Origin of the sequence: Treponema primitia ZAS-1, from assembly GCF_000297095.1 — a bacterium.
Classification (GTDB): Bacteria; Spirochaetota; Spirochaetia; order Treponematales; family Breznakiellaceae; genus Termitinema; species Termitinema primitia_A.
On sequence record NZ_AEEA01000058.1, the window covers coordinates 43,172 to 65,578 of the forward strand.

The 22,407-nt window shown below is 53.0% G+C and carries 15 protein-coding genes; 8 read left to right on the plus strand and 7 right to left on the minus strand.

The features are described from left to right. Window positions 1-11: 11 nt before the first annotated feature. Window positions 12-782, minus strand: coding sequence for a biotin--[acetyl-CoA-carboxylase] ligase (locus TPRIMZ1_RS0111050; protein WP_232616815.1), 771 nt, complete (start codon window positions 780-782; stop codon window positions 12-14). Between the two features lie 229 nt (window positions 783-1,011). On the opposite strand from TPRIMZ1_RS0111050, the gene thrH reads away from it, so the two are divergent. After that, window positions 1,012-1,617, plus strand: coding sequence for a bifunctional phosphoserine phosphatase/homoserine phosphotransferase ThrH (thrH, locus tag TPRIMZ1_RS0111055; protein WP_026043676.1), 606 nt, complete (start codon window positions 1,012-1,014; stop codon window positions 1,615-1,617). Here thrH and era read toward each other — a convergent pair. Both era and TPRIMZ1_RS0111065 read right to left on the minus strand, forming a co-directional pair. Then, the gene (era, locus tag TPRIMZ1_RS0111060; protein WP_010259408.1) at window positions 1,606-2,520 is read right to left on the minus strand and encodes a GTPase Era; all 915 of its coding nucleotides are present in this window, start codon (window positions 2,518-2,520) and stop codon (window positions 1,606-1,608) included. The genes thrH and era overlap by 12 nt on opposite strands. Beyond that, entirely contained in the window at window positions 2,520-10,562 is an 8,043-nt protein-coding gene (locus tag TPRIMZ1_RS0111065; RefSeq protein ID WP_010259409.1) for a hypothetical protein, read from the minus strand. Before TPRIMZ1_RS0111065 ends, era begins: the two co-directional genes overlap by 1 nt. 700 nt (window positions 10,563-11,262) lie before the next feature. On the opposite strand from TPRIMZ1_RS0111065, the gene TPRIMZ1_RS18845 reads away from it, so the two are divergent. Beyond that, entirely contained in the window at window positions 11,263-11,700 is a 438-nt protein-coding gene (locus TPRIMZ1_RS18845; protein ID WP_232616816.1) for an Rpn family recombination-promoting nuclease/putative transposase, read from the plus strand. A gap of 14 nt (window positions 11,701-11,714) precedes the next feature. On the opposite strand, the gene TPRIMZ1_RS0111075 is transcribed toward TPRIMZ1_RS18845, so the two are convergent. Continuing rightward, entirely contained in the window at window positions 11,715-12,194 is a 480-nt protein-coding gene (locus tag TPRIMZ1_RS0111075) for a hypothetical protein (RefSeq protein WP_010259413.1), read from the minus strand. 22 nt (window positions 12,195-12,216) lie between these two features. Here TPRIMZ1_RS0111075 and TPRIMZ1_RS0111080 point away from each other — a divergent pair, with 22 nt between their 5' ends. After that, window positions 12,217-13,479 (plus strand): ABC transporter substrate-binding protein, encoded by a 1,263-nt coding sequence (locus TPRIMZ1_RS0111080; protein WP_010259416.1) that lies wholly within the window; start codon window positions 12,217-12,219, stop codon window positions 13,477-13,479. Between the two features lie 57 nt (window positions 13,480-13,536). Continuing rightward, complete coding sequence (locus TPRIMZ1_RS0111085; protein ID WP_010259420.1) at window positions 13,537-13,926, plus strand: hypothetical protein; 390 nt, start codon at window positions 13,537-13,539, stop codon at window positions 13,924-13,926. Between the two features lie 24 nt (window positions 13,927-13,950). Here TPRIMZ1_RS0111085 and TPRIMZ1_RS0111090 read toward each other — a convergent pair whose 3' ends face one another. Beyond that, entirely contained in the window at window positions 13,951-14,298 is a 348-nt protein-coding gene (locus TPRIMZ1_RS0111090; RefSeq protein WP_010259424.1) for a hypothetical protein, read from the minus strand. A gap of 119 nt (window positions 14,299-14,417) precedes the next feature. Here TPRIMZ1_RS0111090 and TPRIMZ1_RS0111095 point away from each other — a divergent pair, with 119 nt between their 5' ends. Next, window positions 14,418-16,259, plus strand: a complete 1,842-nt coding sequence (locus TPRIMZ1_RS0111095; RefSeq protein ID WP_010259425.1) for a phosphoenolpyruvate carboxykinase (GTP) — start codon at window positions 14,418-14,420, stop codon at window positions 16,257-16,259. A 61-nt stretch (window positions 16,260-16,320) separates the two neighbouring features. Here TPRIMZ1_RS0111095 and TPRIMZ1_RS18850 read toward each other — a convergent pair whose 3' ends face one another. Next, window positions 16,321-17,034, minus strand: a complete 714-nt coding sequence (locus tag TPRIMZ1_RS18850; protein ID WP_010259427.1) for a hypothetical protein — start codon at window positions 17,032-17,034, stop codon at window positions 16,321-16,323. A gap of 75 nt (window positions 17,035-17,109) precedes the next feature. Beyond that, entirely contained in the window at window positions 17,110-17,958 is an 849-nt protein-coding gene (locus TPRIMZ1_RS0111105; RefSeq protein ID WP_010259429.1) for an LEA type 2 family protein, read from the minus strand. A 71-nt stretch (window positions 17,959-18,029) separates the two neighbouring features. On the opposite strand from TPRIMZ1_RS0111105, the gene pepF reads away from it, so the two are divergent. The 3 genes from pepF to TPRIMZ1_RS0111130 all read left to right on the plus strand — a co-directional run bounded on the left by pepF (window position 18,030) and on the right by TPRIMZ1_RS0111130 (window position 22,404). After that, the gene (pepF, locus tag TPRIMZ1_RS0111110; protein ID WP_010259432.1) at window positions 18,030-19,835 is read left to right on the plus strand and encodes an oligoendopeptidase F; all 1,806 of its coding nucleotides are present in this window, start codon (window positions 18,030-18,032) and stop codon (window positions 19,833-19,835) included. Between the two features lie 651 nt (window positions 19,836-20,486). Further along, window positions 20,487-21,050 carry an elongation factor P gene (gene efp / locus TPRIMZ1_RS0111125; protein WP_010259434.1) on the plus strand — a complete coding sequence of 188 codons (564 nt, stop codon included), beginning with the start codon at window positions 20,487-20,489 and terminating at the stop codon, window positions 21,048-21,050. Between the two features lie 70 nt (window positions 21,051-21,120). After that, window positions 21,121-22,404, plus strand: a complete 1,284-nt coding sequence (locus TPRIMZ1_RS0111130; RefSeq protein WP_081503659.1) for a methyltransferase — start codon at window positions 21,121-21,123, stop codon at window positions 22,402-22,404. The last annotated feature ends 3 nt before the right edge of the window (window positions 22,405-22,407 follow it).

The window sequence follows — 22,407 nt, forward strand, 5'->3', positions numbered from 1 at the left end:
GAATTAGCAGCTCAGTATACTTCCAGTTCCCCGGTTATAAAGGATTCCGGTTCAGTCCCGTCTTGGCCCTTGAGGAGCAGCTCTCCCCCGGGGCCTATGCCCCAGAGCAGGCCCTCCACTACCCGGCCTGATTCGGCGGCGCCGGGGATGAACCGGACCGGTTGGCCTTTCATGTAGAGCCGCTCCCCAAGCCGTTCCCGCCAATTGCCGCTCTGTTGAGACGGTTCTTCCAGTTCAGCGTGGAGGCGGTTCAGGAAGGCTTCCAGCAGACGGAAGCGGCTGTCCGGTTCAAGAGAGGCAGTCCGGCCCAATGCCAGGGCAATACTGGCCGCCTTGTTCCGGATATCCTCGGGAAATTCCCTTTGGCCTACATTTACCCCAATACCGATATACACAGTTTTGCCGTCCCCTTCGGTGAGTATCCCCGCGGTCTTGCCCAAAGGGGGGATCATCACATCATTGGGCCACTTTACCCGGAGGCGGTCCTTGAGGGCGGGGGCGAAATCCTCAATGGCCAGCGACAGGGCCAGCCCGGTCCTGAGGGTGAGGGCCGGGGGAATAGACGCTATTCCGGAATAGCGAAGAAGTATGGTAAAGAGGAGATTTTGTCCCTTTTCGGCTTTCCAGGGACGGTTTGCGATGCGGCCCCGGCCCGCTTCCTGGACATCGGCCACTACTACCGTGCCATGGGGTTCGTTTTGGGAGGCAAGGGTCCGGGCGTCCAGCATGGTACTGGCCGTGGTTTCCAGATAAAAAACCGGGGCGGAAAATGGATTATCCACGGAGATTTTCTTCATTAAATACAATTTTTTGTAAAATCCTTCCTTCATTCGTAAATAAAATTTAGCTTTTTTTCATAAGACTACACCGGTTAACGCCGGATTTGTATAATTTAATTACTATTTTATAGAGTATTTTATAATAAAGCGAGAATAGTAGCAATTCCAAATTCGGGACGGTAAAATGGCGCCCCTTGTCCCGGGCGTTTTCTCTTGGTATACTATTTGTCTTATGCGTATTGTGTGTCTTGACCTTGAGGGGGTATTAATCCCCGAAATCTGGATAGCCTTCTCTGAAGCGGCGGGGATTCCCGAGCTGCGGCGTACCACCCGGGATGAACCGGACTACGATAAACTTATGGCGTTCCGGCTGGAACTTCTGGCTAAACATCATCTCAAGCTGGCCGACATCCAGCGGGTTATCGGAACCATGGAGCCCCTGGAGGGGGCGGCGGAATTTACCGCTGCCCTGAAAGAACGGACCCAGCTGATCATCCTTTCCGATACCTTCGAGCAGTTCGCCAAGCCCCTGATGGCAAAACTGGGCTACCCTACCCTGTTCTGTAACAGCCTGGTGACTGGGGCGGACGGTTCTATCACGGGCTACAAACTCCGCCAGAAGGACGGCAAGAAAAATGCGGTTCTTGCTTTTAAGTCGATAAACCTGGAAATCTTTGCCGCCGGGGATTCCTTTAACGACCTGGCTATGATCCGCGAAGCCGATGCGGGCTGCCTTTTCCGGGCGCCGGAATCCATACGCACAAGCCATAGCGACATTAGCTGCGTGGATACCTACGCGGAACTTCTCGCACAGATTGATACGTTTCTATTCCCGTGAAATGAGGCGGCGCAGGACTTTGTCATTGTGGCGCCAGTCGTGGGAACTTTTGACCCGGAGGTCCAGGTCTACTTTCCAGTCCAGGATGCGGTTCAGATCTTTTTGGGCGGCCTGACGTATGGCCTTGATCATTTCACCGGACTTACCTACCACCATACCTTTTTGTGATTCCCGCTCGGTGATGATGAAGGCCCGTATCCAGAGCCGGGTTTTTGCCGGGTCTTCACCATCGTTACGCAGCTCCGTGTCCGCTACCTCCACGTAGAGCGAATGGGGCAGTTCCTCCCGCAGGCGGTTTATGGCCTTTTCCCGGATGATTTCGGCAATGCGGAAACCCAGGTCCTGGTCGGTGTAGTATTCCCCGGGGTACAGGCGCTCCCCTTCACCGGCCATGTCGAAAAGGCAATGGAGCAGTTCTTCGGCGCCTTCATTTTTTAGGGCGGAGATTTTGAAGATCCGGGAATCGGGAAGGGACGGAAGCTTTAGCGTAAGAAAACTGCGGGCCGCTTCAAAATCGGCGTCCTTGGCGTCCATTTTGTTTACCGCTGCTATCAGTTTTTCTCCTGCCAGGGGGGCCAGGCTGCGGGCGATGGCTTCTTCTTCGGCGCCGGGGGCGCGGGATGCGTCCAGCAGGTAGAGAACCAGTTCAGCTTCCTGTACCGCACGATCCGATACTTCCATGAGTTTTTTGTTGAGTTTTTTTTCCGAAGCGTGACGGCCCGGGGTATCCACAAAGATAAGCTGACCCTGGGGCCGGTTGACTATGCCCCGGATGGCGTTCCGGGTGGTCTGGGGGACCGCACTGACGATGGCTACCTTCTGCCCGCAGAGCAGATTGACCAGGGTGGACTTCCCCACCGAAGGGCGGCCTACCACCGCCACAAATGCCGATTTGTTTTCCATTATTTTACTACCATTACCTTACGAATTTCATCGATGTCCGGGGCAACGACCCGGATAAAGTACATACCCCGGGCCACTTCCCGGCCGCCGTTATTCTTTCCGTCCCAGCTTGTACGGTACTCCCCGGAAATTTTATTTTCCCGCACCAGCACTTTTACTAAAGTTCCGTCCAGGGTAAAGACCTGGATAGTGACCGGTCCGTTCCGGGTAAGCTTATAATCCAGGTAGACCTTTTCCCCGGTGGAAGGTTTAATGACGTTGTTAAGGACGGTCGCTCCGCTCCGCTGGCGGGTGATATTGTGGATCTCAAGTTTGAAGGGCTCCACCCGGTGGTACCAGGGTTTCGAATTATTGGCCAGCCGCCCGATGTAGAGGTCCCTCCGCTGGGGTGACTCGGAATCGGCGCCGCCTGAAAGGCGGAAGAAAAATTCCAGCATAGAAACACTGGTATAATTACTTTTTGAAAGATTAAAATTAAAAACATTATTACTAATAGCAGCAGGAGAACTGTTTCTTCCTGCATCCGCATAGGGAATGGGAACAATGTTGGAAAAGGTGTAGATATTTACCGCCGGGTTTCTGTCGTTATTGTACCCAAGGGAGTCAAAGTTCGGGAGCCACAGCCCGGTATTCCCGTGGGGTATCCGGACATTGTCGGGGACCGCGGCGCTGAAAAACAGTTCCGGTTTATAGCCCCCCGGAACAAAGGCGGCGTTCATGTTTACCTGGAGGGTAATATCCTTTTCCTCCAGGTATTCCATCCCGGAAAAATTACGGACCGCATGGATATCCGCCTGTTCGCTTTGTATATATTCCTGGGGATTTATCGCCCAAACCGGCCAAACAAAGAAGGACTCATTTTCAGGGGGCTGGGCGCCGGTGGGCGGCAGGGATATCAGGATATCCGTAAGGCGGTGGGGCATGGCGTCGTCTGTGGAATCCACGGGGGGGCCGTTGGGGGGAATCAAAGCGCTGGTCCTCGAAGTCCGATAATTGGTATATTTCCAGTCCAATGGGTATTTGGGGAAGGGACAATCGGGATCCGCCAAACTGGCGTCATCCGCAGGAACCGCAAGATCCCTGAGGCCTTCGACAATAAACATCCTATCTCCGGCTGCTAAATCTGCGACGCCCACTTCGGAAGGAAGGGTAAGCTCGTATTCAAATCCGGGGCTTATCACCGCAGCCTGGACCGGCAGCCCGGTAAAGGAGAATTGCAAAAGGCTGTCATTGATCTGTTCCGAAAATTGTACGAACACCTTATTGCTGTTCGGCAGCATGAGCGTATAGGTAATCCGGGGGAACACCGTATCGGTGGTGACCGGCGCTCCTTCGGTGATGGGGTTCAAACCCGTAGCCAGGTCCCTCAGGGTATTTTCCGGACCATCTGTCAAAACCTTTAGAATCGGCGCCGCATCCCCATCGGCATAATCATGCTCTTTCAGATAAATATAAATAGAGTCTCCGGCATCAGGATCCAGGCTATCCGTAACTAACGCGTAGGGTATGTTATTGGGACCCCGGGGATCGAGTTCAAATCCTTCAACCTCAACTTGGAAGTTACTAAAATCTCCGTTCAGCTCAAAGGCGGTCTGGGCGCGGAGACGGTCAACCCTGCCGTTCCCATCCGAATCTTCGGTAAAGGCGTAGAAGAACTTGAAAATCTCAACCCAGTTGATATTGTAATAGGAGTTGCTTGGATCCGCTGTATCATAATACGGGGTGGCTAAGATGGATCTGCCGCTTTTTGGTGAAGGTATGGGCATCCGGTGTTTTGACCAGCTGTACCTGATGGTAACAAAATCTATATCTACGTTAGTATCAAGCTCCGTCGAAAAATACCAGAACTTATCCCGTTCCGCCGCAAAAGCAGGATCGAACAAATCCGGTTTATCATTAGGGGGTAAGCCGTTATCAGTTATTCTGGTCATGGTAACATGATTTCCTTCCCCTCCCCTTATAAAGAATCTATGCAAAACGTAATGGCCGTCAGGGGAACCGGCGGAATAGTTTGAAAATTCTATGGTTTTTCCCGGAGCTTCACAGGTAAAATCGTACCATGTGGTATTTCCGCTTATTTTTATTGTATCCTCACCCCGCAGGTTCCACGAATTCTCCCCGGTAAATACAACATTACTATTTTCGTATTCAAAGGCGCCGCCGGGGTTCGTGGTCCAGTCAATTCCAACATACATTACACGGGGATCGCCATTTGCTTTCCTGCCCACATAAAACCTACCGGGGCTTGAACCGCTGCCGATAATCTCCATACTTCCCGCAAGCCTGAGTTCATCCGAATCCAGCGCAACATGGGCATCGATGGTGAGACTGCCGATGCTGCCATTCACCGTTAAATGGGTCGCCGTATCATAGGAAGGCCCACCGGTCATTTCAATAGTAGAATTCCAGGCAGCCCCGGAAAAACCGGCGCCTACCGTTACATTGCCAATCCCCTTTATTGTCATCTTTCCGGTTCCGGGAACTATTGGTTCTGCAATAAGTATATCCCCTTGGAGCTGGGTAATGGTTACCAGCTCGTCACTGTTTTTAATACTCCACCCCTCGCCTGCCCCCAGGGTTACCCCGTTATGATTATTAACCAGCGCAAAGGCGCCGGTCCCTTCTAAAAGGGCAGCCACCGTTCCAACATCATTTTCCGGGTGATCCAGCGTTATTTGGACATTGTTCGTTCCATATACTTTCAGCACAGCCGCCGAAAGTTTTGCTGCGGGGACCGGAACTGGATCCGGGACTGGAACTGGAGCCGGGGCTGGGGTCAAATATTCCTTTAGTTTCCCACCCGCCGATCCGCCATCAATGGCTATACTTATCGTTTTCCCAACCCCCGCGGTAAGCCCGGTAATTTCCGTTCCTCCTATTCCTGGTATGCTGGCAATAGTAAGGTCACCTTCGATTTGCCTAATGGAAATATCTCCGGGGCTTATTATGGCTATGTTTTTTACACCGTCCGCGCCGCCCGCCAGCACGCCCGCTATATCGCCTTGAGTATCAAGCGCTAAATCTTCCACCCCAAGGGTATACACGCTGCCGTCGCTTTCGGTACTTATGTTTATGGTAAGAGCCCGCAGAAATACGGTTTTTACGCGAGCCGGAGCAAGGGTAGTATTGGCGTTAACTTCAACCAGGGGCGTATCAATCCTGTTCCCAATTTCCAAAATGGAAGCGGTGATACAAACCAATTCCTCAGGTCTTAGTTCAATACCTGGCGTTGGCGGCGTTGTCACCGGCCTATTCCCCAGAAATATGGGTATCCCCGGTGGCTTGTTCCATATCTGAACCGTACCGGTAGGGCCTGCATTAATATCCGCAATTATTTCTATATCATCGGCTATCAACAAAATAGCCTGGTCCGGAGCTTCTATGCCCGGCGACGGCGCCGGAGCTTCGCCGATTTGCAAGGGTATACCATGAGCATTTATAAGCTGTACCGGTCCGTTAGGCCCCACCCCGCTAAGGCCGGTTACCACCAAGGCGTGTATCACATTCTCTGCGCCGTTGAGACTTACGGCGCCTACGGATTCTACCTTCAACACCGCAGCGTTGATGATCCCCGCCTCGGTTTGGCTTAGGGTTCCCGCAGTTTTTAGAGTCGTAGTATCGCTGCTTATTATACCGCCATTAATGACAACATCTCCCGCCGCATCCAGGGTAAGGGCGGCCACCAAAACCGGTCCGTCTTCCGTTATAACACCGGCAAGCGCCGTTACCGTTATGGCATTACCGGCTGCGGAAATACCGCCTACGATCAGGTCCGGTCCGTTCACGAAACTTACACTCTCGCCTGTTCCGTTTACCGTTACGATCAGGGTTCCAACACTGTTTGTTGCGCTGTCCAAGGTTACCGCAGCTGTTGCCGTTAGCGCCAGGGTATCCCCGGTTATTGCCACGCTTGGGTTCTGACCTATGGTCCCGGCCCCTGCTGTCGGGTCCTGGGTTTCCAGGGTTATGGCGGTCCCCGAAACCGCCCCATCTACCGTTAAAGCGCCGGTGGCCGTAGTTACCGTTACGACATGGCCGGCTGCGGAAATACCGCCTATGGCCAGGGCTGATCCGTTCAGGAAGCTTACATCCCCGCCGGCCCCGCTTACCGTTACCGCCAGGGTTCCAACACCGTTTGGTACGCTATTCAGGGTTACCGCGTCTGCCGCTGTAACCGTTAGCGCCATCCCCGTTATTACACCCGCTGCGGTTTGAATTACAGCCCCGGAGGCTGTTAAAAGCACAGGGCCTGATGACGGAACCGAAGCATCGCCGCTGGTGACCGGCCCATTTACGGTGATTGATCCACCGGCAGTAATACTGATATCCGGCGCAGAAGTGCCGCTTGTTATTCCGCTATTAATGATAACCGGTCCCGCCGCACCAAGGCTTATACCGGCCCCTAAAACCGCCCCGTTTACCGTAATGGCCCCGGCTGTCGTTGTTACCGTTACGGCGTGGCCGGCTGCGGAAATACCGCCTATGCCTATGATCAGGGCTTGTCCGTTCTTGAAAACTACATTCCCGCCGGCGCCGTTTACGGTCAGGGTTCCAACACTGTTTGCTGCGCTGTCCAGGGCTGCCCCGCCGCCCGCTGTAAGCACCAGCGTATTCCCGGTTATTGCCCCGCTTGTACTTTGGGCTATAGCCCCGGCCGAATTAAGGCTGACCAATCCTGTACCCGCAGTTAGAACTCCATTCACCGCAATGGTCCCGGCGGCTGTTATGGCTATGACTCCGCCGCCTGAATTTATCGGCCCGCTTACCGTAATATTTCCCGTTGTGGCCGTTGTTACCGTTACGGCTCCGCCGCCTGAATTTACCGCCCCGTTCACCGTAATATTTCCCGTTGTGGCCGTTGTTACCGTTACGGCTCCGCCGCCTGAATTTACTGCCCCGCTTACGGTGAGATGTCCCGTTGTGGTTGTTACCGTAACGGCGTGGTTACTTGCGGAAATACCGGCTACGGTCAGATTTGGCCCGTTCAAGAAATCTACATCCCCACCGGCGGCGCTTACCGTTAGGGTTCCCACGCTGTTTGTTGCGCCATTCAGGGTTACTACACCACCCGCCGTTACCGTTAATGTCGCAGCAGTGATGATACTACCCATACCAGTCTGAGTTACCGTTCCGGCCGTAACCAGGGTTATGTCATCCCCCGAAATTGGCCCGTTTACCAATATATCTCCGGAAGCCGTTGTCAGTGTTACATCACCGGATGCAGCGCTAATTCCACCACCTGCAACCGTAATAGCGCTGCCGGACACCGACACATACCCGGATACGGTATTTGATACCGATCCGTTTATGGTAACTACCCCATTGGCTTCAAAACTAATATTACCGGCTGCGATCTTTGATAGTGATACTGATGTATCAACTGTAATATTTCCGCCGGACTCAAAAATCACATTACCTACCGATAAAGGGGTAGTAATATTGCTGATTGTAATATTACCCGTAATAGGGGCAGTAGTATGGTTTCCGATATCCAAAATCGAAGCTGAAATATGGCTCAACCTTGTCCCGGAACCCGGCGATCCGTCAATGGACATAGGAGCATTATCCGTTTTAGTCCATATCTTCACCGTACCTGTACCGGTGGGAATACCGGCGTCAATAGCCGCACCCAGGTTGAAAGCATCGCTCACTAAGGTAATCGTACCATTAATACTGGTAATGGTTCCTGTGCTTGCCGTTGTGGTTATATCCCCGGCGGCTGTTATTGTTACAGCCCCGCCGCTTGAATTTACGGCGTTGTTTACCGTGATATTCCCGGCGGCGGTTTCTACGGTTACCGGGAAACCGTTGGATGTAATGCCAGCGGTTCCGATTCCAATCGAAAGTGCTTGACCGTTTTTAAAATCAACAGACCCTGTCCCGCTTATTGTCAGCGTATCCACCATGTTTGTCAGGCCAAGTCCAACCGCCAAGGCGGACTGTACCGTTACATTTACTCCGGTGATGGTCCCTGTACCAGTCTGACTTATCCCGCCGCTGGTCGTGATTAGGCTTATGTCCCCATCTGTGCCCGTACTGCTGGTGGCGCTTACGGCCCCGCTTATGGCGAGCGCCCCTCCGGCTTCTACCGCTATTGCCTTGGTACTGTTTATTCCGATGATCCCTAATGCTCCGCTGTTCTTGAATTGAAATCCATCGCTGTCTGTCACGTTTAATGCGCTTACGACATTCGCTGTAACACTTAAATCCACTGCACCATCGGAATCTATGGTCAAGGTCCGCCCCTGTATATTTCCAGCTGTTTGGCTTATTCCGTCAAAGGTCGTGGTCAGGCTTATATTCCCATCTGTGCCCGTGCCGGTAGTGCTTATGGTCCCGCTTATGGCGATAGCCCCTCCGGCTTCTACCGCTATTGCCTTGGTACTGCTTATTCCGGTGATCCCTAATGCTCCGCCATTCTTGAATTGAAGCCCGGCGCTGCCAGTCACGCTTAGTGTACTTACGACATGCGCAGCATCGCCTAAATCCACTGCACCTGCTGAAGCTATGGTTAATAACTGTCCTGTAATTATTACACCCGTTGTTTGGCTTATATTCCCACCGCTGGTCGTAGTCAGGCGTATATTTCCATCTGTGCCCGTGCCGGTGGCGCTTACGGCCCCGCTTATGGCGAGCGCCCCTCCGGCTTCTACCACTATTGCCTTGGTACTGCTTATTCCGATGATCCCTAATGCTCCGCTGTTCTTAAATTGAAATCCATCGCTGTCTGTCACTTCCAATATGCTTACGCCATTCGCAGCATTGTCTAAATCCACTTCGCCGACGGAATCTATGGTCAAGGTCTGTCCTGTAATTTTTCCGTCCGTTGTCTGGCTTATCCATCCGCTGGTCGTGAGATCTATTATGCCGGAACTTGGATTCGTTTTAAGTCCCGCTATCCCGCCTATCTCCGCAATAGTAAACCCGGCGATGCTGGTTACCGTTATATCTCCCGTGGTATCTACCGCTAAGCTTGCGGAGTCTAAAGAACCGATGGTAACATCGCCCGTCGCCTGGATTGCCAATCCGGGAACAGGAACTGTATAAGTATTAAGACCAGTAATACTGTCGTTGCTTCCATTATTTGCCCGCAAAATCAAGTTAGTCACCGTTGTATCCAGGGTTATAGCACTATTAATATCTATACTACTAGTTTTTGCGAAACTTCCCAACTCCACGACCGAAGCCTTTATAAGGGGATACTCGAAATTTGTAAAACTCATTCCCGTGCCTGATCCACCTAAAGTAATAGTACCACCAGTCGAAAAGTTCTCTATCTTTACCGTGCCGGTGGCCCCAGCATCAATTAATCCTGAAGATGTAATAGCAATATCATCTACAATCAGGGTAATATTCCCATCGTCTGACTTTATTTGGTCAGTTACAGTAATACCCCCGATCCCCGCCGCCGTTAAACTGATATTCCCGGCAGTTCCGGTCCCCGTGCTTTCTATCGGCCCGTTTATCGCCATATCCCCGACAGCTGTTACCCCTATTGGCCCGCTACCCGTAATCGTTGCTACGCTTCCAAGCTCAAAATCTCCACCGGAAATTATAGCTATTGATCCGCCATTTGATTCAATGGCGTCAGCTACAGTAATATCCCCGGTCCCCGTCGTCGTTAAACTGATATCCCCGGTACTTTCTATCGGCCCGTTTATCGCCATATCCCCGGCAACTGTTACCTCTATTGGCCCGCTACCTGTAATTGTTATTCCGATTCCAAGCTCAAAATCTCTACCGGAAGTTATAGCTATTGATCCGCCATTTGATTCAATGGCATCAGCTACAGTAATATCCCCGGTCCCCGTCGTCGCTAAACTGATATCCCCGGTACTTTCTATCGGCCCGTTTATCGCCATATCCCCGGTAGCTTCTAACCCTATTGTCCCATCGCTTTCTATCGATCCGTTTATCGTTATATCCCCGACAGCTTCTAACTCTATTGTCCCATCGCTTTCTATCGATCCGTTTATCGTTATATCCCCGACAGCTTCTAACTCTATTGTCCCGGCGCTTTCTATCGACCCGTTTATCACCATATTCCCGGTACCGGTAGTAGAAGTAATTAATAAGCTCTTTGAATCATTATTTAATACAGCACTAAATGTACTACTAAATATTAACTCCCCCACTACCGTTAACCAAGGGTTTGTACTATCGTTTCCTACTTGCAACATTGATAAATCTAATGTAGTTGGACCTGATGCTGAATTTTTTAGCGTAACTGTGTCAGTACCATTAAATTGAATTGTTACAGTACCTATATCAGTAGCAATAATAAAACTAGGTAAGGCTACTATCGAAGAGCTTGTGAATATAGCAATATCATCATTGCGCGCGGGAGAAGTACCTATAGGATTACCTAAATTATAACCAGGAAACCCATTAACCACAGGCCCACTACCAACCTCATGAGTCCAATTCCCCGGAATATCCCAAGCATCGCCGGCGGACCCACTCCATGTATACGTATCTCCCCAGGCAACACCGGCGCAGAAAATGAGTATCCCCACCATCACCCGGAGCTTATTCATCCGCGATCCGCCCTAAACACAACTTTTTATCAATATCGATATGGAGTGTCATCTATATCCGTAAGTATAACATGCAGCGCCCCCTTTTCCAAGGTAACAGGAAGAGGTTTGCGTCATAACTTATCAATATGCGCTATATGTGGGGTATGTTTGGTTGTTATGCCATATATATGGCACACAATTTATCAAATCCTACAGCTTCCACTTGCGGGAAGACACCGAACGGGACTATATTTTAACCGGGGCGCTGGAAATCCACTTCATAGACATGGTGAAATTCAAGCGGCTCCGGGAAAAGGACATTAGGAACGATACCTTACAGCGGTGGATGACCTATTTTAACCAAGATAGTCCGCCTGAACTGGTAGAGGAGATAGTACAAATGGATACGGTGATACAGAAAGCGGAAAATAAGATGGACTTTGTGTCACAAGACAAGGAAGCGTTACGGGCCTACCAGATGCGGGCAATGGCGATGTCAGACTGGACCAGCGGTATCAACAAGGCAAAGCGGGAAGGTAAGGCAGAAGGCAAACGGGAAGGTAAAGTTGAAATAGCCCGGAACATGAAAGCCATGGGGATGACGAGCGCACAAATCACTACTGCCACCGGGCTTACGCTGGAAGAGATTGAAGGGATTTAGCTCTTGACCTTAATCTATTCAATAAGCCGCTTTCCCAGGTCCGTCACTTCCGGCATCTGGGCGTAGAGGGGTTTGTGGCCCCTGGCTTGGGCTTTATCCGCTTCCACCAGCAGTACAAAAAGCTCGTTTAGGAGATCCGCCAGTAAACGGAGGTTGGAGGCGAAGTTGTTCACCGCCATATCCCGCAGAACCTTGTCGGGGCCGGTCATGGCGCCTATGCTCTGGCGGCTGCGTATGCCCGGGATCAGGTTTGTGCGGGCCTCGAATACCAGATCCGCAGCGGCGGCAAGCTGGCGGTAGAGGTCGTCCAGTTCATAGCCCTGGTAGCGGAATTGATCCCCCCTTTCCATAAAAACCTCAATCAGGCTCCAGGTCTGGTTATCTATGGCGAGCTGCAACAATGCGGGCCGTATAAAACGGTTGGCGATGTTCGAACGGTAATGCTCACCTAGGCGTTCAATGAGTCTGATTATCTGGGGATCTTGAATTTGCATCGTATATATAATTATACTTTCAATGATGATTATTGACAAGCGTTGGCGGGCATTTATAGCCCTGTTTCCCGTACTGTTCCTTGGCTCCTGCTCCTTCCAAAGATCCAATACCGCTGTTTTATGGACCGATAGACCGGAATTTGCCCTGTATGCTGAATATTTTAACGCCAGCCAGGGGGATTATAAAATCGAAACCCGCTATTTCGAGTCTCCGTCCCGGAAACTCACCGATAACGATGGGGATTTTCCTGATATTGTGGCAGGAAGCTGGCTTAAAAGCGCCACCACCCGGACCTTTTTCCGGCCCATGGACAATCTTTTTAAGAAGGACGGGGTGTCCGGAGACTCCTTTTACCGGCAGCTCCTTGATCTGGGAAACATCGACGGCAAACAGTATCTGCTCCCGGTGGCTTTCAATATCCCCTCATTGATTTTCGCCCAGGACAAGGGGGAACTTTTGTCCAGCCCCTTTACCCTTAGCCTGGAGGAAATAAAGGACCTGGGGAAATCCTTCAATGTCATAAATAATGGGGTCTATTCCCAGATGGGCTTTTCCCCCGCCTGGGATGATGACTTCCTCTTTGTAAGTGCGGTTCTCTTTGGCGCCTCGTTCAGGGAGGCCGCTCCACTGGACTGGGATAATACGGCCCTGGAAAAGGCCTTAGCCTATATCGAATCCTGGATACATGAGGCTAATATGGGTATTCAGGCGGAGGATGATTTTTCATTCAAATACTTCTACGATCCTCCGGCAAAGCTGGTTATATCCGGGCGGATACTCTTCTTCTACATGCTCAGTTCCGACCTTTTTACTCTGCCCCAGGAGCGGTGGACCAATCTGGATTTCCGCTGGATAGCCGGAGAAGATACTATTCCCATCTCGGAGGATATGGTTTACTACGGCATTTACCGGAATAGCCGGGCGCGAACGGCTGCGGAAGCCTTTACCCAGTGGTTTTTTCGGGAAGACACCCAGCGCCTGATCCTGGAAGTGGGGAAGAACAACCGACTTAACGAGACCCGGTTCGGCATAGCAAACGGCTTTTCCGCCCTTAGAACCGTGACGGAACATGTTTTTCCCCAGTTCTACCCCGCTCTTCTGGGCCATATGCCCCCGGGGAGCTTCCTTTCTCCGCCGAATATCCTGCCCCGAAACTGGAGTTCCCTGAAAGAACGGGTCATACTCCCCTACCTGCACGAACGGATCCGCGCCACAAACCGCGGGGATATCCGCTCCCTGGACCGGCGTCTTACGGACTGGAACCGTCTGAACCGGGGTCTTTGACAAAAAGACTAATCTTTAATTTTTCCCCCTCCGATATTTAAAGAGAAGGAGAAAGGTATGAGTTTGGGGGTTTCAACCAACACCGCAATTCCCAGCATTGGCTATGCAATCAGCGCATCCAGGGGGGGAAGAATGTCCCTGCCGGTGGCTCCTTCAAGCTATATCTACTCCCACTTTAAGCATGTTTCCGGGACTCCCGCCCCTGAGGGAACCCGGGGCGTGGCCATCAGCAGGCTGAAAATCCTGGATGTGCTTATTGAGCAGTTGGCCCAGATTAAGAAACGGCCCGAACCGGCCCTGGATACGGATCCTTCAGACGAGCAGATTGATGCGCTGATCGACCAGTACCGGGGACAGATACGACAAGCCCAGGCAGCCGCGACCGCCATGCCCTATAGCCCTGCGCCTTCAAGCCCCGCCGGAGCTATTGTCAATCTGGTAGCGTAAACCAGAACAATTCCAAATTTGGGATCAGCTTTTCCGTTTTGTTTTTTTGTCCCGCGTGGATAGGAAGATGATAAGCCCCAAAAAAAGCAGCATGATAATCCCGAATAGCAGGGCGTACACCATGTTGGAGTCGGCTACCTGAACCGGTTCTGCCAGGGGGAGGCCGGAAAATACCGGTTCCTCTTCTACCGGCTTAGGTCCGGTGAGGATCATGATCAGGCAAATAACGATTGCAAGGCCAATGACGGCCAGGGCAATAACGGCGGCCCGCTTAACCAGCTTTTCGGACTGTTTGGAGAGGGCAAACCTGATGATTACCCCCAGCAGGGCCAGGGATACAAGGATACCTACGATAATCATACAAAGAACCATATATTAAAATCCCCTACTTTTACAAGTTCCATTACTTGTGTATAATAAAGAAAATGATTTAATTTTAGGAATGCGTTGCGTTCCTTTCCAGTTGACGGAGAAAAAATAGAGGAGTTTCCATGAAAGTTCAAGAATTAAAACATGCGGGTCTTAAGAAGTGGATCGAGGATGCGGTTGCCCTGATGACCCCCGATTCGGTAGAAATTTGTGAAGGTACCCAGACCGAGTACAACCACATGATAATGGTGAATATTGCCGCAGGGCTTGCCACCCCCCTCAACGCGGGGAAACTGCCCGGCTGCGTGCTTTTCCGCTCCGACCCCTCGGACGTGGCCCGGGTTGAAGACCGGACCTTTATTTCCAGCGAAAAAGAAAGCGACGCCGGCCCTACCAACCATTGGACAGCCCCGGCGGAACTCAAAAAAACCATGACCAAGCTTTACAAGGGCAGCATGAAGGGCCGTACCATGTACGTTATCCCCTTCTCCATGGGCCCCGTTGGGTCGGATATCGCCAAGATCGGCGTTGAAATCACCGATTCGGCCTACGTGGTGGCCAATATGCACATCATGACCCGGGTGGGTACCAAGGTCCTCGATGTTCTGGGCAAAGACGGCTTCTTTGTACCCTGCTACCACTCGGTGGGTAAGCCCCTCGCCGAAGGCCAGAAGGACAACGGCGTGTGGCCCTGCGCTCCCATGGCGGACAAGTACATCTCCCACTTCCCCGAGACCCGTGAAATCTGGTCCTACGGTTCCGGCTACGGCGGCAACGCCCTGCTCGGCAAAAAGTGCCTGGCGCTGCGTATTGCGTCCGTACTGGCCCGGGACGAAGGCTGGCTGGCGGAGCACATGCTCATCCTCAAGCTGACCAACCCCAAGGGTGACGTGAAGTACGTTACCGGCGCCTTCCCCTCTGCCTGCGGTAAGACCAACCTGGCCATGCTTATCCCCACCCTCCCGGGCTGGAAAGTCGAGACCGTCGGTGATGACATTGCCTGGATGAAGTTCGGCGCAGACGGCCGGCTCTACGCCATCAACCCCGAAGCGGGTTTCTTCGGTGTGGCCCCGGGTACCAACTACGATTCCAACAAGAACGCCATGGAATCCTGCAAGAAAAATTCGATTTTCACCAACTGCGGTCTTACCGAAGACGGCGATATTTGGTGGGAACAAATCGGACAGGGCGCTGCGGGCCAGGAAGTGATCGACTGGAAAGGCGCTTTACGGCCCTCCCCCATTAACGATAAGGCCGTCAAGGGCCAGGAAATCGCCCACCCCAACGCCCGGTTTACCGCCCCCGCGAAGCAGTGTCCCTGTGTCGCTCCGGAATGGGAGGATCCCAAGGGTGTGCCGATTTCGGCCTTCCTCTTCGGCGGACGCCGCCCCTCCACAATTCCCCTGGTAAACCAGGCTAAGAGCTGGACCCACGGCGTGTTCATGGGTTCCATCACCGGTTCCGAAGTTACCGCTGCGGTCATCTCCGACCAGGTGGGCCAGGTCCGGCGGGACCCCTTCGCCATGCTGCCCTTCTGCGGCTACCACATGGGCGACTACTTCAAGCATTGGCTCAGCCTGGGCAAGAAAGCGGAAGCCGCCGGTAAGGCCGACAAGCTCCCCAAGATCTTCTTCGTCAACTGGTTCCGCAAGGACGCTGACGGCAAGTTCATGTGGCCCGGCTACGGTGAAAACAGCCGGGTTCTCGCCTGGGTATTCGACCGCTGCGACAACAAGGATAACTGCGTGGAAACCCCCATCGGCAACCTCCCCAAACCGGGAACCATCGAAGCGCCTAAGGGCGTGAGCGAAGCGGTGCTGAAGGAACTCTGTTCCGTGGACATTGACGGCTGGAAAAAGGAAATCGCCGATGTCCGCAAGAACCACTATCCCAAGTTCGGCGACAAGATGCCTAAAGAACTCTACGACGAGCTGGACGCTATCGAGAAAAGACTGAACGCATAATAAATACCATCGCGCCTGTTAAAGTTTTCGCCGCAGGGTTTTCCTGCGGCTTTTTTGTGTACTATTGGATGCTTAACCACGCAACAAATTCATCGGTGGTCTTGGTCCATTCAACCTGAACCGTAGCGTTCTTTTTGATAATGAATTCGGAGAGTCCGTATTCCGTGCCGTTGTCCGCCCAATCGTAGGTGTATCCTAAGCGTGTCCACGGCCAGGCGGAATCAAAATATGACCAGATGATGTTTCCATTAAACCATTCCTTAAAAGCCGGATCGACATCATCGGGCAATTTAACTTCGCTAACCGGCTTGGTACTATCACGCTCGAACGCAGGCCGGTGAACATCGGCGGGGTTTACCCACATTGCGGTAACGTGGGTGTATTTCCCGTCTTCGGGTAATCCGATGAGCTGCTTAAAACGGAGCGTCCAATCGGAAACCCCCGCCTTGTTACCCTTATACCATTTAACTGTTTCCTTGTCGGTGAATACCCACACTTCGCCGTATTTCGTTTCATAGTCCTCTCCGGCAATGTAAGACTCGGGGTACCGGTGGTAGGTAAGGAACAGTACCTTACCATCCCGCCACGTCGTAAGCGGGTCTTCCTGGCTGAGGGTTACAAGCGGAAATATTTCGTCCGGTTCCGCTACCATTGCGTCAATCACCGCTGCCTGATAAAGATCTCCGCCGGAAAGTACGTTATTTGTTGCGGTGGTAGCGCAACCGATAAACGTCAAGGCAATGACTATCGGTAAAATAATAAATCTGTGTTTCATCAAATACTCCTTGGGTAATATAAATACGTTTAGTACACAATAGTCAAGAACTGAATGCGGCGATACCATATCACCTTATTGAACCACCGGCGAGTTCCCGCTGCGGTCGAAGTGCATGGTGAACTGCGGCAGGTATTCTATTTCAGTACTGACCATGACGTCTCCGGCAAAGCGGTACCGTACGGTTTGCAGGGCAATCACCTGATCCAGGACTTCCCGCTTCATATTCATAAAATTCATCAGCAAAAACAAATCTTTTTCCGTGAAGCCCAGGGGCGGTATCTCCATCACCTTCGTTTCATTACCGTCCGCCCAAAACCGGCCTGCGCCGTATAGTTCGTAGTTCAGGGCCGAAAGTTCCAGGGGGAAATTGTTCGGGTTATCGATCCGCAGCTTTACCCTGAAACGGGTATTGATAAGTTCCGCCTGCACCACCGCCAGGGTAGTGATGCTAAACTCCGGCTGCCTGATCCGGGGGAAAGTAATGGCGCCGTCAAGGGCTTTCCGGAAATTTTCACCGTCCTGAAATTGTACCGCCAGATTCAGGCGTATACCAGCGCCATATTCCGTGAGACCCGTTTGGTCCGCCTGGGCAAGGGCCTCCCCGTTCAGCCTAATCCGTACCGGAATAGTTCCCGTGGAAAGAGCCGCCAGACTTAGGCCGTCCAAGCTCAGGTCCACACCGTTTTTAACCGGCCGATCGTTTAGAACGAGTTCCCATCCCTCAAGGCTGATATCCATGATCGCGGCACGGGGATTTTCCGCATCCACCCTTAATACCAGGGTGATATCATCGCGGCCCGCCGCTTCGATACGGTCAAAGCTTAGGGACAAGGCGGGCGGCAATTTAAGAGGCTCCGGCGGGGGCGCCTTGGTGGCACAGGCGGCAAAACACAGCAGGATTGGAAAAAGGAAAGTCTTCATATATCAATATCGGCACATTGCTGCATTGTTTTTACCCATACGGCCCGGTATAATGGGGCGGAGGAGACACTATGACCAACAACGATTCCCGCATACCCGCCCGTTCCGAAGTTAAACGCGAAGATACCTGGGACCTTTCCAAGCTTTACCCCAACGACGAAGATTGGGGCAAGGACCTTGAGAAATACGAAAAGTTGGCGGAAAAAATACCCGGTTTCCGCGGTACCCTGGGCAAATCCGCAGAAAGCCTGGCGGATTACCTGGACTTTACCCGGGACCTCTGGCTGCAGGGGGAGCGCCTGGGGACGTACAGCAGTCTTCGGCAGACCGAAGACGAGGGGGACAACGCCGCCCGGACCATGAACGGCAGGTTTACCATGGCCGAAGCCAAGACCCTCGCAGCCGCCTCCTGGGACACGCCGGAAATCCAGGCTATCAGCGAAACGGTTATGGCAGCTTTTCTAAAACATCCCCGGCTGGCCGAATACGGTATCTACCTTAAAAAATTGTTACGCTACAAGCCCTATATACTCAGCGATAAGGAGGAGCGGATCATAGCCCTCCACGCCGAAGGAGAGGCGGTTCCTTCGGAAACATTTTCGGTGCTCACCAACGTTGACTTTGACTTTGGCGAGCTGGACACGCCGGATGGCAAGAGGCCCCTCTCCCAGTCCACCTGGTCGGTCTTTATGGAGAACCCGGATCGGGAACTCCGCCGCCGGGCTTATCAGCAATTCTACCATCACTTTGAAGCCCACAAGACTACCCTGGCTGCGCTCTACAGCGGTTCGGTAAAGAACGATGTGATCCACGCCCGTATTCGCGGCTACCCCTCCGCCCTGGCCGAGGCCCTTTTCCCGGACAATGTTCCCCAGGCGGTGTACGACAATCTGGTATCCACGGTGAACGCCAACCTTGAACCACTGCACCGTTACTACGCCCTGCGGAAGCGGACGCTTAAGGTAGAAGAACTGCGGCATTACGATGTCTACGTACCCATCACTGCAAACGTTTCAAAGCGGACCAGCTGGGAAGAAGCAACAAAACTAATCGCCGCTGCTCTGGCGCCCCTGGGTGATGAATATGTCAACACCCTCCGCACCGGTCTTCAAGGCCGCTGGGCGGACCGCTATGAAAACAAGGGCAAACGGGCCGGCGCATTTTCCTCCGGCGGCTACATAGGGGACCCCTATATACTGATGAACTACAAGGAAGATTCTCTCCGGGATGTATTCACCATGGCCCACGAGGGCGGCCACTCCATGCATTCCTGGTATTCCGCGGCGTCCAACCCCTTTATGCACTACGGCTACACCATTTTTGAAGCAGAGGTAGCCAGCACCTTTAATGAGGAACTCCTCTTCCGCTATTTACGGGACCATGCGGACACACGGGAACTGAAACTCTACCTGGTGAACAAGCGTGCGGATGACATACTTTCCACACTCTACCGTCAGACCATGTTCGCCGAATTTGAAAAACGCAGCCACGAGCTTGAAGAAAGCGGGACGCCCTTAACCGCGGAACTCCTCCGCTCCGAATACCGCCAGCTTCTGGTCAAATACTTCGGTCCCGCCATGGTCTTTGAGGCCGAGAGCGATCTTGAGGGTCTCCGCATTCCCCACTTCTACCGCGCCTTCTATGTCTACAAATACGCCACCGGAATTTCCGCCGCCCTGGCTTTGGCAAACCGTGTTCTTTCCGGCGGCGCCCGGGAGCGTGAAGATTACTTCAGCTTCCTCAAATCCGGCGGCTCACGGTTCCCGATTGAATCCCTCAAGGTGGCGGGGGTTGATATGTCTACGCCGGGGCCGGTTGAGGATGCTTGTCTGGCTTTTGGGAGGATTGTGGGGGAGTTAGAGGAGCTGTTGGGGTAATCGGAGTATACAAGTTGTGTGAAAAAACGCCGGTGTGGGCGGGGGTGGGGAATCCCCATCGCGGGATGCTTGTAGAGTCCACCTGCGGAGCCCCTGCGGGTCTCCTCCGGCGGGGAATTCCAAATATCCCGCGCTGTGGCTCCCCCACCCCCGCCCACACCGGCGCCTGTTCGTAGGGGTTTCACTTCGTTTACCCTAACTTCGCTGTACGATATGGTGGTGAGCAGGGTTTGTGCGGGGCGGGTGGTGGAGAGCGAAACTGTGTTAGTGTCGGTAATGTAAAGCTGGCCGTAACAAAAACCCGCATAGGCCCCGCAATAAGGAATACGATGTTAAGGCCTTCCCGCGCCCCCCCCCTTTCCCGTACTTGCCGATAAAGGCGGGCGGGGGGAGGGGTGCATCCGGCTTCATGTATATGGAATTCCCTGCCGGAGGAGACCCGAAGGGGCTCCATAGGCAGACGCGGACCGTAGGTCCGATACATGCACATGAAGCCGGGTGTACCCCTCCCCACGCCCGTCTTTGCCGACAAATCCAGGGAAAAACAAGAAGATAAGCACAAAGAGACCAAACATCAATATTCCCCTTCCCTAGACGAAGTTCCCTAAACTATATATAATACTAAAAATTAGATATGTAAGCGAGGATTTTATGATACGAGGCGGAGATATAGTCAAAGGCAGCTGTTTGCTCCAAAAGGGCCAGCCTTTTCTGGTGGTGGAACGGGAATTTCATACCCCGGGGAAGGGAACCGCCATTGCGCGGGTAAAAATGAAGAGTATTAAGGACGGATCGGTGCTGACCATGACTATCCCGACCCAGCAGGAGGTTGAGGATGCCACAGTGGATACCCATACCTGCCAGTTTCAATATGCGGATCAGGACAATTTTCACTTTATGGATAACGAGCACTTCGACCAGTTTGAGGTACCTATCAGCACTATGGAAGACAAGAAGCCCTACCTCAAGGAAGGGGATTCTTACGAGATTACGGTCTGGGAAGGCAATGTTATTGATATCAAGATCCCCTATAAGGTGGTCTTTACCGTGGCGGAATCGGAAAATTACGTTAAGGGCGATACCGTATCCGGGGCTACTAAGCCCGTCACTACCGAGACCGGTTTGACCGTCCGGGTGCCTCTGTTTATTAAGCAGGGTGAAAAAATCCTGGTCAACACCGAAACCAACGAATACGTGGAGCGGGTGAATAGTTAACGCGCTTGTTGAGGCCTACGGAACCAAGGATATTAGTTTTCGGTTCCGCGGCATAGATTTTAACTTCGCCCTGTCCCAGGGACTTTTCAGCTCCACCGATATTGATACCGGTTCACGGTTTCTGCTTAAAGTACTATCACAAAAATGGGATGAGGATCTCCGCCAAGGACGGCCCCTGCCGGAAACCGTGCTTGATGCGGGCTGTGGGATCGGCGTCCTGGGGATCTGCGCCGCCCGTGCGCTGGGCTCCAAACCGGGGTTGAAAGTCCGCGCACAGGACCGGGACGAACTGGCCCGGGGCTTCACCGAATACAATGCCACCCGCAATGGTGTTCCTGCATCGGTTTTAAGCGCCCATACGGAACCGCTCCTGGCCGCCGATCCACCTTGGGATTTGATCCTTTCCAACATACCCGCCAAAACCGGAGAACCGGTGCTGCTGGACTTCATTGCCCGCTCCGCAGGACTTCTCAGTAAAGAAGGTTCCGTTATGCTGGTGGTGGTAAAGCCCCTCTCAGATTTGCTGCGGTCCCGGATTAGGGAACTGAAACTTCCCCTGTTCCATGAAGAAAACGGAAAGGAACATACGGTTTTGGCGTACGGTGGTGGAGTAGAACTAAATTCAGTACTAAATTCAGACCCACAAAATAGTGGTGATGATTTTCTGAAGCGCCGGCGGGTTTACTTCAGATGCGCCGGGGATTTCGAGTTGGAGGACATCGCTTACCACATTGATGCTATCCATGGTGTGGCGGACTTCGACACCCCAAGCGGCGTAGTTCAGGTAGCAGCGAAGCTGGTGAAACGCCTGGCACTACGCCCGGCTGCAGGACCGATCCTGGTACATGAACCGGACCAGGGGCACTTCCCGGCATGGCTGCTGCGGTACCGGGGAGCGGAACCGCCGGGGATGCCGCAGTCGCAGACTAGAACCGGGCCGCTGGTCTTGAGCGGCAGAAACATCCTGGCCCTGGAAGCGGCTCGGCAGAACAGCCTGCTTGCCCTGGGCGACCGGGTCTCCGGGGGAAAGGGTGCGTCCGGCATTATCCTGGCGCCCGCAGTGGACCTGTTCCTTGACAGGGAAAGGCTGAGCGCGGCGGCGGACCAAAATAGAGAACAACCCGGGGGCGGGTACAGTTTTATTGCGCTGTTTCCGGAACTGGTCCCGCAGACGAACCGGCTGGGCGCGTATTGGGAAGGACTGGCAGCATTGCTAACAGATGGGGGCATGGCGGTGATCGCCCTGCCCTCTTCGGCGGCGGAACGGTTTGACCGGGAGAAGCCTATGGGATTTACCCGGCTGGGGGACATCAAGCGACAGGGGTTTAGGGCGCTGGGATATGAGAGGCGGTGAGGG

What these genes read in the sequence shown, in the direction of transcription:
- TPRIMZ1_RS0111090 (WP_010259424.1), bottom strand. Translation starts at nt 14,298, where the DNA reads ATGGTTCTTTGTATGATTATCGTAGGTATCCTTGTATCCCTGGCCCTG.
- pepF (WP_010259432.1), top strand. Translation starts at nt 18,030, where the DNA reads ATGACCAACAACGATTCCCGCATACCCGCCCGTTCCGAAGTTAAACGC.
- era (WP_010259408.1), bottom strand. Translation starts at nt 2,520, where the DNA reads ATGGAAAACAAATCGGCATTTGTGGCGGTGGTAGGCCGCCCTTCGGTG.
- TPRIMZ1_RS18850 (WP_010259427.1), bottom strand. Translation starts at nt 17,034, where the DNA reads ATGAAACACAGATTTATTATTTTACCGATAGTCATTGCCTTGACGTTT.
- TPRIMZ1_RS0111065 (WP_010259409.1), bottom strand. Translation starts at nt 10,562, where the DNA reads ATGGTGATAAACGGGTCGATAGAAAGCGCCGGGACAATAGAGTTAGAA.
- TPRIMZ1_RS0111085 (WP_010259420.1), top strand. Translation starts at nt 13,537, where the DNA reads ATGAGTTTGGGGGTTTCAACCAACACCGCAATTCCCAGCATTGGCTAT.
- thrH (WP_026043676.1), top strand. Translation starts at nt 1,012, where the DNA reads ATGCGTATTGTGTGTCTTGACCTTGAGGGGGTATTAATCCCCGAAATC.
- TPRIMZ1_RS0111105 (WP_010259429.1), bottom strand. Translation starts at nt 17,958, where the DNA reads ATGAAGACTTTCCTTTTTCCAATCCTGCTGTGTTTTGCCGCCTGTGCC.
- TPRIMZ1_RS0111080 (WP_010259416.1), top strand. Translation starts at nt 12,217, where the DNA reads ATGATGATTATTGACAAGCGTTGGCGGGCATTTATAGCCCTGTTTCCC.
- TPRIMZ1_RS0111075 (WP_010259413.1), bottom strand. Translation starts at nt 12,194, where the DNA reads ATGCAAATTCAAGATCCCCAGATAATCAGACTCATTGAACGCCTAGGT.
- TPRIMZ1_RS0111095 (WP_010259425.1), top strand. Translation starts at nt 14,418, where the DNA reads ATGAAAGTTCAAGAATTAAAACATGCGGGTCTTAAGAAGTGGATCGAG.
- efp (WP_010259434.1), top strand. Translation starts at nt 20,487, where the DNA reads ATGATACGAGGCGGAGATATAGTCAAAGGCAGCTGTTTGCTCCAAAAG.